The following is an 11572-nucleotide window of genomic DNA, read 5'->3' as shown; positions in this document are numbered from 1 at the left end:
TCACGCGTACAGGAGCCCGCCCTCGGGGGTGGCGGGCTCCGGGCACAGTTCGCGCGGGTCCCCTCCAGCCTCCAGGCAGCGCGCGAGCGTGTCGGAGCCCCAGAGCTTGTCGAGGAACGGGGTGGTCGCGAACTCCTCGGGATGCTGCGTCCGGGCCAGATACATCATCGACACCGCCGTCAGCACGGGCCTGAACGTCCGCGCGTCGGTGACGTGCAGCTGCACCCCCCGTACGGCCGTGCCCGCGTGCTTGCTGAACATCGGCATGAACCACAGGTCGCGGAAGCGCACCCCTGGCAGGTCGAGGGCGTTGAGCGAGGGGGCGAACCTGTCGTCCAGATAGGGCGCCCCGACCAGCTCGAACGGCCTGGTGGTGCCGCGCCCCTCCGACAGGTTGGTGCCCTCGAACAGCCCGGTGCCCGGATAGACCAGCGCCGTGTCGAGCGTGGGCATGTTGACCGAGGGCATCACCCACGGCAGCCCCGTCGCGGCGAACGGCAGCTCCCTGCGCCATCCCTCCGCCCTGATCACCTCGACGCCGGGGTCGAGGGAGAGCGCCAGCTCGCCCACCGTCAGCCCGTGCCTGTTGGGGATCGGCGCCCCGCCCACGAAGCTGGCGAAGGCCGGGTCGAGCAGCGGACCCTCGGCGACCGTCCCGCCGATCGGGTTGGGCCTGTCCAGCACGACGAAGGGCAGGCCGAGCCGCTTGGCCGACCCCATCAGGTCCTTCATCGTCCAGACGTAGGTGTAGAACCTGGCTCCCACGTCGAACAGGTCGAACACCAGCGTGTCCACCCCCGAGGCGGCCACCAGCCCGTCCAGCTCGGCGCCCTCCTTGAGGTAGGTGTCGTGGACGGGCAGGCCGAAGCTCTCGCCCGAGCCCTCGCTGGCGCCGTCCTGGACGGTGCCGCGCACGCCGTGCTCGGGGCTGAAGAGCGCGGTGAGGTTCCGCAGCGCCGTGGGCGTGGGGGTCAGGTCTCTCAGGACTCCCGTCTGGTTGGTGATCAGGCCGATTCTGCCGCCCTTGACCAGATCGGGATCCGCGGCCAGCCGTTCGGCTCCGGTGCGTACGTAAGACATAGCTGAAGCTTATTTGCATACGAGATGCCAAAGGTGGAAATTAGCGTCATGATTGATCCACTCCCCGAGCTGTCCACGGAGCAGAGCGATCCGCGCTACAGCCAGATCGACCGGCTGCCGACCTCGGAGATCGCCCAGTTGATGAACCAGGCCGACGCCACGGTTCCCACCGCGGTCGGCGCCGTCCTGCCCGCCATCACCGCGGCGATCGACGCGATCTCGGCCCGCATGGCGGCGGGAGGACGGCTGCTCTACGTCGGCGCGGGCACCTCAGGCCGCCTGGCCGTCCTCGACGCCTCGGAGTGCCCACCCACCTTCGGCACCGACCCCTCCCTCGTGCAGGGCGTGATCGCCGGCGGCCTGCCCGCGCTGACCAGGTCGGTGGAGGGCGCGGAGGACGACACCTCCGCGGGCGAGGAGGCCCTCGCCGAGCGCGGCGTCGGCGCGCTCGACTCCGTCGTGGGCATCTCGGCCAGCGGCAGGGCGCCCTTCGTGCTGGGCGCGCTCGCCGAGGCGGGCAGGCGGGGCGCGCTGACCGTGGCGCTGTCGTGCAACCACAGGACGCCGCTGTCGGCGGCGGCGGGTCACGCGATCGAGGTGGTCGTGGGACCCGAGGTGGTGACCGGCTCGACCAGGCTCAAGGCGGGCACCGCGCAGAAGCTGGTGCTGAACATGATCTCCACGATCTCGATGATCAGGCTTGGCCGCACCTACGGGAACAACATGATCGAGATGTCGGCGATGAACGCGAAGCTCGCAGGGCGCGCGGCCCGCATGGTCAGCGACATCACCGGCGTCTCCGCCGAGACCGCCCGCGAGACGCTGGAGGCGGCGGGCGGCCAGGCGAAGATCGCGGTGGTGATGATCGAGCACGGCGTCGACGCCGACGAGGCGCGAAGCCTGCTGGAGTCGCACGGCTCCCGGCTCGGCGAGGTACGGCATGCTCGCTGACGTCCTGTCCGCCACCGTCCCCTCGGTCGTGCCCGCCGCCGTCGCGGTGATCGCCGTGGACGGCGAGGTCGTGGCCGCAGAGGCCGCGGGCGATCTGGTCCGCTACACCGACCCCGACGGGACGCTCGCCCCCGTGCGCCCACCCGCCCGGCGCGACTCCGTCTTCGACCTGGCCTCCGTCAGCAAGCTGTTCACCACCTCGGCGATCCTGTCGCTGGTGGCCGAGGGCAGGCTCGACCTGGACGCGCCGGTGGCCGCCTGGCTGCCCGCCTTCTACGCCGACCGCCCGCACGTCACCCTGCGCCACCTGCTCACCCACACGGCCGGCCTGCAGCCGACCCACCGGGTGGACCACGTGCCGCCCGCCGCGCGCATGGACACCGTCCTCGCCACCCCGATCACCTCGCCAGTCGGCGGGCCCTACCTGTACACCGACGTCGGCATGGTGACGGTGGGACGGATCGCGGAGATCGCGGGAGCGGCGCCACTGGACGAACTGGTCCGCGCCCGCGTGACGGCGCCGCTCGGCCTCACCGACACCGCCTACCGCCGCCTCCCGTTCCGGGAGGACACCGCCCCGCTGCCCCTTTCGGAAGACGCGGGCCCTTCTCGAGAGTCCCGAGTCTCCGCAGGGCCGGGAAACGCGCCCGCGGACGTCGCCCGCATCGCCAAGACCGAGTGCCACAGGGCCGTCGGCGAGGTGCACGACGAGACCGCCCACTCCCTCGGCGGCGTCGCCGGCCACGCGGGCGTCTTCTCCACCGCCGACGACGTGCTCCGCTTCGGCGAGGCCCTCCGCCTCGGCCACCTCCCCCTCACCGACGAGATGACCCGCGAGCACGACGTCAAGAACGCGCCCTTCCGCCACGGCCTCGGCGTCCGCATCGGCGACCCCGCCGTCGTCGGCCCGCTCACCGACGCCTTCGGGCACTCCGGCTTCACCGGCACCTCCCTGCTCGTCGACCGCGCCCACCGGCTGACCGTCGTCCTGCTGACCAACGCCGTCCACCCGGTCCGCGGACGTCCGGGCATCAGAGAACTTCGCCATGCCGTCGCCGCCGAGGCGCTACAGATAGTGTCTCGGCCATGAAACCCCGCGATATTTCCCTTTTGCACACTCTCGGCACCCCGAGCGTGTCCCCCGAGGGCACGCAGGCGGTCGTCGCCGTGACCCGGCCCGACCTCGACGCCGACGAGTACCGCGGCGAGCTCTGGCTGGTCCCCACCGACGGCTCGGGCGAGCCCCGCCAGCTCACCGGCGGCCGCCGCGACGCCGAGCCCGCCTACTCCCCCGACGGCAGGTGGCTCGCCTTCACCCGCGCGGAGAACGGCGGCAAGCCTCAGCTGCACGTCATGCCCACCGCGGGCGGCGAGCCTTGGCGCGTCACCGACCAGCCCCTCGGCGCGGGCAAGCCCACGTGGAGCCCTGACTCGCGGCAGCTCGCCTTCGTCGCCCGCGTGCCCGAGGAGGGCAGGTACGGCGACACCAAGCCGGAGAAGGAGCGCCCCCGCCGCATCACCGGGCTGAAGTACCGCCTGGACAACCTCGGCTTCTACACCGACCGCAGGTCCCACGTCTTCGTCGTCGACCCGTTCGCCTCCCGCACCTCCCCCTCGCCCGCCGTCCAGGTGACCGAGGGAGACCACGACCACGACGAGCCCGCGTGGAGCCCCGACGGCGCGCGGCTGACCTTCACCGCGGCCCGCCACGACGGCAGCGGGTCCGACCACTACTCCGACGTGTGGACGTGCGCGCCCGACGGCACCGGCCTGCACATGGTCACCGACACCACCCTCTCGGTCGGCCTGCCCCGCTTCACCCCTGACGGCGAGACCATCTGCTTCGTCGCCGCCCAGCCAGGACCGGACGGCCGCACCCTGATCGCCAGGCACCGCGGCGTCTTCTCCGTGCCCGCCGACGGCTCCGCCGCCCCTCGCCGCCTCACCGCCGCCGAGCCGTACCACCTGGCCGGCAACGGCACCATCGTCCCCACAGCGGACGGCGTGCTGTTCCCCTCGGAGAACCGCGGGGCCTCCGACCTGCTGCTCGTGCCGTACGACGGGGACGAGCCCACGGTCCTCATCTCGGGCCGGCGCGAGGTCTTCGCGCCCGCCCACGCCGGGGGCACCACCGTCGCCACCGTCGCCGACCAGAACAGCCCAGGCGAGCTCGTCGTGCTGCGCGACGGCAAGGAGAGCACCCCCACCGCCTTCTCCGCCCTCACCCCCCTCCCCCTGGAGGAGATCACCACCACCGCCCCCGACGGCCACCCCGTCCACGGTTGGGTGGTCCGCCCCACGGGCGAGGGCCCGCACCCCACCCTGCTGATGATCCACGGCGGCCCCTTCACCCAGTACGGCTGGCACCTGTTCGACGAGGCCCAGGTCTACGCCGCCGCCGGATACGCCGTCGTCATGGGCAACCCGCGCGGCTCCTCCGGATACGGCCAGGCCCACGGCGCCGCCGTCATCGGCGACGTCGGCAACGTCTCGGCCATCGACCTGCTCGCCCTCCTCGACGCCGCACTGGCCACCGGCGGCCTGGACGCCGACCGCGTGGGTGTCCTGGGCGGCTCGCACGGCGGCTACATGACCACCTGGCTGGCTGCCCATCACGGCGACCGGTTCAAGGCGGCGATCAGCGAGCGGGCCGTCAACGCGATCGACAGCTTCCACGGCTCCAGCGACATCGGCTGGTTCTTCGCCCTCGACCTCTACGGTCCCGACCTCGAGCGCTGGAGCGACCTGAGCCCGCTCAGCCACGCGGACCGGATCGAGATGCCGTTCCTGATCATCCACTCGGAGAACGACTGGCGCTGCCCTGTAGAGCAGGCCCAGCGGCTCTTCGTCGCGCTGAAACTGCGAGGGGTCGAGACGGAGCTGCTGCTGTTCCCCGGTGAGGGACACGAGATGTCCCGCTCAGGCCTGCCCAGCCACCGAGTGGCCCGCTTCGAGGCCATCCTCGACTGGTGGAACCGCCACCTCCCCACGACGTAACCCCCCGGCGCCCGTCCGGGACGGGCGCCACCCCGGTGAGTGCATGCCCGCCCGCGTCGGCGCGGCTCTCCACGCGGCCTGTGGTGCCGTCACCGACGCCGAGCGGGCCGCCTTCGAACTCACCGAACAGGGCACCCGCATCGCCGACGCCGCCGGTGGCGTCACCGACGAGGCCTGGGCGAACGCCGCCAAGCACTACGACGAGGACCAGCTCGCCGCCCTGGTCTCCCTCATCGCCCTCATGAACACCGTCAACCGCATGAACGTCATCGTCCAGCAACCCGCCGGCGACTACCAGCCCGGCCATCTGGGATAGCGACAGCGATCCGCGTCAGGCTGGGTGGGACGAACTCCAGCAGCCGATCCCACCAGCCCTGACGCACCGCAGATCAACGTCTCGAGCCCGCGTCACTCCGACTCCCATCCCACAGCCGCTCTCCCCGTCCATCAGGCGGCTCTCCCAGGCCCAGGCCGCGATCCCGACGCGGTTGCGCACGCCGAGCCTGATCAGGATGCCCGGCACGTACCCCTTGACCGTGCTCAGCGAGATGAACAGCTCGTCGGCGATCTCCTGGTTGGTGCGGCCCCTGGCGATCGCCCGGTCGATCCCGGTCCCCCGCGCGGACAGGGGCTGCGCGGAAGCCCCGGCCCTGGCCCTGGCTCCGCGATCGGCGAGGTGGCGCAGCAACCGTAGGCCCGGGTACTCGCCTGATCGTCGGCCAGCAGGACCTGGATGGTCATCGCCACCCCTGCACTGGTTCCCACCCGCAGCGGCTCCCCGCACTGGGCGGAACGGCGGGTTGCTCATCGGGCTCGACGCACTGATCAGCGTCTCTCCGGACCTCCGCGCCGAGTTGCCCCACTGGCGCCCAGGGTCGGGACGACTGAAGCCAGTGGCTGCTTGCCCGAACGTCGTGTGGGGCGACAAGGCGTCAGGGAGCCAGCGCTTCGAGCGCCTCCTCGGCTCTGCGCATGGCCTCGTCGGGATCCGCGGTCACGATCGCGGGGTCGAAGTTCAGATCGTGGAACACCTCCGTCACACCCTGCTCGGCCAGCGCCGCCACATCCTGCCTGATCTTCTCGTACGGCCCGCTCAGCGGCGGCCCATCGACGGCATCGCTCACCCTGGTGACGCCTCTGCACACGAACCTCAACGCCTCGGGATCGCGTCCCGCCTCACTGGCGGCCGCCTTTACAGTGTAGATTTTCTCGGCGATGCCGGAGAGATCCTCCCTGCTGGCGCTCACCCAGCCGTCGCCCAGCCGTCCCGCCCTCCTGAGCGCCACCTCGGCTCCACCGCCCAGCAGCAGCGGCGGCACCGGCGACGGCTTGGGGTCCAGATGCGAGGCCGGGACCCGGTAGAACTCCCCCTCATGCCGGACGACCTCCTCACTCCAGCACGCGCGCAGCACCTCGACGAACTCCTCGCCCCTCCGGCCGCGCTTGGCGAAGTCGACCCCCATGGCCTCGAACTCCTCGGGCAACCATCCGAGCCCCAGCCCGAACGTCACCCGCCCGCCCGAGACCTCCTGCAGAGTCGCGACCTGCTTGGCCACCAGCACGGGCGGCTCGAAGATGTTCACCACAGCCACGCCGAGCCTGATGCTCTCGGTGACGCCGGCCAGATAGGCCAGGGTGACGAGGGGATCGTGCACGCTGCGATAGGTCGCCCCCATCGGATGGTTCTCCGGGTAGAGAAGACGCTGGAAGGTCCACAGCTCGTGGTATCCCAGCTCTTCGGCGCGTGTGGCGATCCTGCGCAGGTTGTCGCGAGTGGCCCAGGGCCCGGACACGGGGGCGGCAAATCCGATCCTCATAGACTGCCACCCTAGAACACCCTCCCCACCCTCCCGTCCCGCGGACGGACGGTGAGTGATAGGGCGCAGCGAGATTGCTTCCCGCGGAGAGGCGGCCGCGGCGGAAGTCGGTGATGCAGGAGTGCCAAGGCACAGGAACCACCTGCGGGGGGACGCCCGCCCCAAAAGCGACGGCATGGCAGCACGGAGACACAGCACTGTAAGACGCCTGCCCCCTGTGTGAGTTCCGGGCCTACAACGCCGCTTCCGTCAGCTCGCTGACGCGACTTTTCGTTCGCATGTGTCCGGGCTGGAGCGTTAGGGGGTGAGGAGCCCGAAGCGGATGTCGAGGCGCGACAGCAGCAGGGGGATCGTGGCCTTGGCCACGGCGCGGGTCTCGTCGGCGGTTTCCTTACGGCGTTCGCGTCGGCCGGGACCGAGGGCGGCGACCCAATGCTTCTTGGTGCGGCACCAGATCAGGGCGACCCAATGCTTCGTGGTGCGGCACCAGAACAGCCGGAGGCGACGGCGGCGCGGTTACGGTTCCACGTCGCCGGCGAGCTGGATCCCCACAGCTCGGCGAACGCCTGACCGATCTCGACATCGGCGATCTCGACGGCGATCTGCGCCAGCGGCGGCGGCCCAGCAGGGCGACGCGGTCGATGGCCGAGGCGTAGGCGCGGTGGGTGTCGGGATTGGCCGAGCGCGAGGTGGCGAGGAAGGCGCCGGCAGTCGAGGCGTAGGCGCGGTGGGCGGCGGGGAAGACGTCGGCAGCCGAGCCGAGGCGAAGCTGACGCCTCCGCCGCGCGGGGCTGCGACCTTCAGTGCCGCGCTCAGGCCGGCCGCCGGGCGGCGGCGCTCGTTGCGTCGATCCGAAACATGCACCAGATAGCGCGCCGGAGTCGCGCAGCGGCCGAACGAGCGGATCGCCTGGTCGACGGTCGGCCATGATCGCTCACACGTGCCTGCCACCGGTGGGGCCGGCCTTGTGGAGCCGGTGACGCAGGCCGCCTCGGGCGGCAGGGCCGTCGGTGGACCAGCAAGGAGCCCGAAGGAAGTGCCGACTTAAGAAAATCAAGATCAACTTCTTGAAAATTGAAGATGCCTCGGTTATAACTTTAGATATGACAGAGCAGGCGATGGACTGGCAGGAACTCACGAACCTGACCCGGGGCCAGCCGTTCGTCGTCGAGCGGGTGCGCCTGACAGGCAGCGGCGTCGCGATCGAGGGCGAGTTCGAGCTACCGCAACTCGCTCAGCTCAACGTCGAGGATCAGGTCTTCGTCACGGCGTTCGTGCGGTGCCACGGCTCCATCAAGCAGATGGAACGGATCTTCGGGGTGAGCTACCCGACGATCAAATCACGGCTGAACCGGATCACGCAGATGCTCGACTTCGTCGAGACCGATCCGGCGCCGTCGCGGGCCGACATCATCGATCGGTTGCGCCGCGGCGAGATCACCGCACAGCAGGCCTTGTCCGAACTGGAGGGGCGCACGTGATGCCGCAGTTGCTGACCGTACGGGTCAAACGCCCGGACCGTCGTCCCATCCGCGTCTGGGTCCCGGTACTCCCCGTAGCGCTCGTGTTCTCACCGGTCGTGGTCCTGGCCGTCCTGGCGGCCACCGTGGCCTGCCACGTGTTCCGCATCGATGTGGTGCGGGCGCTCGGCACCGGCTGGCGCATCATCTCCGCGTTGCCCGGCACCCGGGTCGACATCGAGTACAGCCGTACGGCCGTGCTCGTAGCCATCCGATAGGAGAGGTTCCGATGAACGAAGAGCGTAAGAACATCCTCGACATGCTCGCCGAGGGCAAGATCACCGCAGAGGAGGCGGAGCAGCTCATCGCCGCACTCGAACGAGCCCAGCCGCCGACGGCGGCCAGTCCCGCCGCCCGGCCGAAAGGCAGGGCGAAGTACCTGCGGGTGGTGATGGAGTTCCTCGAGGACGGCGAGTCGGGACGGCTCAACGTGCGGGTGCCGCTGCAACTGCTGCGGGCCGGCGTACAGCTGGCGGCCCTGATCCCGCCGCAGGCACTGGATCGGGCCAACGCCGAGCTGAGCAAGTCGGGCGTGCCGTTCGACCTCACGCAGCTCAAGCCCGAACACCTCGAGGCGCTCGTGGAGCACCTCGACGAGACGATCGTGGAGCTCGAGCAGCCCGATGGCCACCTGCGTGTCTTCTGCGAGTAGGCCGTCCAGTTGGACGGACCCCCGGGAGGGTGCTGGAACACCCCCCCGAGGCCGCGCCCGCTACAGCAGAGCACGGTTGAACTGCCAACCTGACCTTCAGCCGCTCATCGGCGCGGCCCGGTCGACCTCCACACCGGCAGCGGCGAGGTGCGCATCTTCGCGATCGGCGCCTACGGGGCAATCAAACTCCGGCGGATACCCCCTAATCGGCGAGGCCACCGCGACCTGCGAGTGAACTCGGCCAGCGGCGACATCGTCGCCGACCAAGCGCACGGCACGCTCACCGCGAAGACCGCCTCGGGCTCCATCCGGGTCGAAGAGTCATGCGCGGCGAGGTGTACTCCCTGAACCCACGCGGACGTTCCGACGGAACGGTTCGAACAGCTCCGCGAAGGAAGCAAGTAGCCGTGGCCGCAGGGCCGAGCGAGCCGGAGCGGCGCTACCGGTAGTACCTGGAGACGGTCACCAGGCCGAGCGAGCCGGAGCGGCGCTACCGGTAGTACCTGGAGACGGTCACCGGGCCGAGCGAGCCGGAGCGGCGCTACCGGTAGTACCTGGAGACGGTCACCGGGCCGAGCGAGGACAAGCGGTGGTATCGGCCATGCAAGGCGCACTAGCAGCGGCTTCCCCTCTCCTCTCACCCGGCGACCGATGCGCTGCAGCGGTACCTGCAGTTCTTCGGGCCGTCGGTTAAGGCCGTCGGATGAGGCGGACACCTTGCTGGCGATGCTGGAGGATCTCGCCGCTCTGCTCGAGCAGAGCGCGGCGGACGAATCCCGCTCCGCGAAGTCGTCGGGGAGGCCCCGGTGGAGTTCGCCGAGGCGTTACTTACGAACCACCCGCAGGGTCAGGAACGGCTGGCCAACGCCACCGATCGCGTCACGGTCCGACAAGCCGCGACGAAACAGAGAACGGATATCTGAATGACAGCCAATGGGGTCCGAGGGCCTGTGATCCACGTGCAGGGCTTGCAGAAGTCGTACAAGGAGCTGCAGGTGCTGCGCGGCGTGGACTTCGACGTGGCGCGGGGCAGCATCTTCGCCCTGCTCGGCTCGAACGGGGCCGGCAAGACCACGGTGGTGAAGATCCTGTCCACGCTGCTCAAGGCCGACGCGGGCACGGCCAGCGTCCACGGCTTCGACGTCGCCAGGCAACCGGCGGAGGTGCGGGAGTCGATCAGCCTGACGGGACAGTTCGCCGCCGTCGACGAGATCCTCAGCGGGCGGGAGAACCTCGTGCTGGTCGCCCGGCTGCGACACCTCAAGGATCCGGGCAAGATCGCCGATGACCTGCTCGCCCGTTTCTCGCTGACCGACGCGGGCGCGCGGAAGGTGTCGACGTATTCGGGTGGCATGCGCCGCCGCCTCGACATCGCGATGAGTCTCATCGGGAATCCGCCGGTCATCTTCCTCGACGAGCCCACGACCGGGCTCGACCCCCAGGCGCGCATCGAGGTGTGGCAGGCCGTCAAGGAACTCGCCACGAACGGCACGACTGTGCTGCTCACCACGCAGTATCTGGACGAGGCCGAGCAGCTCGCCGACCGGATCGCGATCCTGCACGAGGGCCGGATCATCGTGAACGGCACCCTCGCCGAGCTCAAGCAGTTGCTCCCGCCCGCCAAGGTCGAATACATCGAAAAGCAGCCGACCCTCGAGGACGTCTTCCTCTCGCTCGTCGGCGCCAACGGCAAGGACACGACGTCGGCACGAACGAGTAAGGAACACCGATGACCAAGCATTTCTTCGGCGACACCACCGTCCTGCTGGGACGATCCCTGCGCCACATCACGCGCAGCATGGACACCATCATCACGACCACGATCATGCCGATCGCGTTTCTGCTGCTGTTCGTCTACGTGTTCGGCGGCGCGATCAAAACAGGGGATTCGTATGTTAACTACCTGTTGCCCGGCATTCTGCTCATCACGATCGCTTCGGGCATCGCCTACACCGCGTTCCGGCTCTTCCTGGACATGAAGAGCGGCATCTTCGAGCGATTCCAGTCCATGCCGATCGCGCGGTCGTCCGTGCTGTGGGCGCACGTGCTGACCTCGCTCGTCGCCAATCTGATCTCGCTCGTGGTGGTCGTGCTCGTCGCCCTGCTCATGGGCTTCCGCTCGGGGGCGGGAGTGCTGGCGTGGCTCGGGGTCGCCGGCATCCTGATCCTGTTCACCATGGCGCTGACGTGGCTGGCCGTGATCCCCGGTCTCACCGCGAAGTCCGCGGATGGCGCGAGCGCGTTCTCCTACCCGCTCATCTTCCTGCCGTTCATCAGCTCGGCCTTCGTGCCCACCGACACCATGCCCGGCCCGGTGCGCGTCTTCGCCGAGAACCAGCCGGTCACGTCCATCGTCAACGCCATCCGTGACCTGTTCACCCAGCAGCCGGTCGGCACCGACATCTGGATCGCCCTCGGCTGGTGTGTCGGCCTCCTCATCGTCGCGTACCTCTTCGCCATGAACACCTACCGCCGCAAGATCGCCTAGGCAGCTGTCTCCTTGACCCATCAGCCAACAACTTCGGTGGCGCGGTGCCACCACCTCGCCACGGAGG

Annotated in this window: 12 protein-coding genes; 9 read left to right on the top strand and 3 right to left on the bottom strand. The window is 69.8% G+C overall.

Going from position 1 to position 11572, the window contains the following annotated elements; translation table 11 throughout:
- Positions 1 to 1080, bottom strand: a complete 1080-nt coding sequence (locus ABFX55_RS14805; RefSeq protein ID WP_346121347.1) for an exo-beta-N-acetylmuramidase NamZ family protein — start codon at positions 1078 to 1080, stop codon at positions 1 to 3.
- A 48-nt stretch (positions 1081 to 1128) separates the two neighbouring features.
- On the opposite strand from ABFX55_RS14805, the gene murQ reads away from it, so the two are divergent.
- The 4 genes from murQ to ABFX55_RS14785 are packed head-to-tail and all read left to right on the top strand — an operon-like array spanning position 1129 to position 5344.
- Positions 1129 to 2031, top strand: coding sequence for an N-acetylmuramic acid 6-phosphate etherase (murQ, locus tag ABFX55_RS14800; RefSeq protein ID WP_346121345.1), 903 nt, complete (start codon positions 1129 to 1131; stop codon positions 2029 to 2031).
- A complete protein-coding gene (locus ABFX55_RS14795; RefSeq protein WP_346121343.1) occupies positions 2021 to 3121 on the top strand; it encodes a serine hydrolase domain-containing protein in 1101 nt (366 codons plus the stop codon). The genes murQ and ABFX55_RS14795 overlap by 11 nt, the downstream gene beginning before the upstream one ends.
- The gene (locus tag ABFX55_RS14790) at positions 3118 to 5028 is read left to right on the top strand and encodes a S9 family peptidase (protein WP_346121341.1); all 1911 of its coding nucleotides are present in this window, start codon (positions 3118 to 3120) and stop codon (positions 5026 to 5028) included. The genes ABFX55_RS14795 and ABFX55_RS14790 overlap by 4 nt, the downstream gene beginning before the upstream one ends.
- Before the next feature lie 43 nt (positions 5029 to 5071).
- A complete protein-coding gene (locus tag ABFX55_RS14785) occupies positions 5072 to 5344 on the top strand; it encodes a carboxymuconolactone decarboxylase family protein (protein ID WP_346121340.1) in 273 nt (90 codons plus the stop codon).
- 15 nt (positions 5345 to 5359) lie between these two features.
- Here ABFX55_RS14785 and ABFX55_RS14780 read toward each other — a convergent pair whose 3' ends face one another.
- Together ABFX55_RS14780 and ABFX55_RS14775 are read right to left on the bottom strand one after the other, a co-directional pair.
- Positions 5360 to 5716 (bottom strand): response regulator transcription factor, encoded by a 357-nt coding sequence (locus ABFX55_RS14780; RefSeq protein WP_346121339.1) that lies wholly within the window; start codon positions 5714 to 5716, stop codon positions 5360 to 5362.
- A 244-nt stretch (positions 5717 to 5960) separates the two neighbouring features.
- On the bottom strand, positions 5961 to 6845 hold the full coding sequence (locus tag ABFX55_RS14775; RefSeq protein WP_346121337.1) for a TIGR03619 family F420-dependent LLM class oxidoreductase: 885 nt from the start codon (positions 6843 to 6845) through the stop codon (positions 5961 to 5963).
- A gap of 1103 nt (positions 6846 to 7948) precedes the next feature.
- On the opposite strand from ABFX55_RS14775, the gene ABFX55_RS14770 reads away from it, so the two are divergent.
- The 5 genes from ABFX55_RS14770 (at position 7949) to ABFX55_RS14750 (ending at position 11505) form a co-directional block, all read left to right on the top strand.
- On the top strand, positions 7949 to 8326 hold the full coding sequence (locus ABFX55_RS14770; RefSeq protein WP_346121336.1) for a DUF2089 domain-containing protein: 378 nt from the start codon (positions 7949 to 7951) through the stop codon (positions 8324 to 8326).
- An 83-nt stretch (positions 8327 to 8409) separates the two neighbouring features.
- The gene (locus ABFX55_RS14765) at positions 8410 to 8583 is read left to right on the top strand and encodes a hypothetical protein (RefSeq protein ID WP_346121334.1); all 174 of its coding nucleotides are present in this window, start codon (positions 8410 to 8412) and stop codon (positions 8581 to 8583) included.
- A gap of 11 nt (positions 8584 to 8594) precedes the next feature.
- Positions 8595 to 9017 (top strand): SHOCT-like domain-containing protein, encoded by a 423-nt coding sequence (locus tag ABFX55_RS14760; protein WP_346121332.1) that lies wholly within the window; start codon positions 8595 to 8597, stop codon positions 9015 to 9017.
- A 923-nt stretch (positions 9018 to 9940) separates the two neighbouring features.
- Positions 9941 to 10750 carry an ABC transporter ATP-binding protein gene (locus tag ABFX55_RS14755; protein ID WP_346121330.1) on the top strand — a complete coding sequence of 270 codons (810 nt, stop codon included), beginning with the start codon at positions 9941 to 9943 and terminating at the stop codon, positions 10748 to 10750.
- Positions 10747 to 11505, top strand: coding sequence for an ABC transporter permease (locus ABFX55_RS14750; protein ID WP_346121328.1), 759 nt, complete (start codon positions 10747 to 10749; stop codon positions 11503 to 11505). Before ABFX55_RS14755 ends, ABFX55_RS14750 begins: the two co-directional genes overlap by 4 nt.
- Positions 11506 to 11572 lie beyond the last annotated feature (67 nt).

It is taken from the genome of Nonomuraea roseola (assembly GCF_039535395.1).
GTDB classification, from domain to species: Bacteria; Actinomycetota; Actinomycetes; order Streptosporangiales; family Streptosporangiaceae; genus Nonomuraea; species Nonomuraea roseola.
The sequence above is the reverse complement of the archived record's forward strand: the minus strand, read 5'-3'. Positions and strand labels throughout refer to the sequence as shown.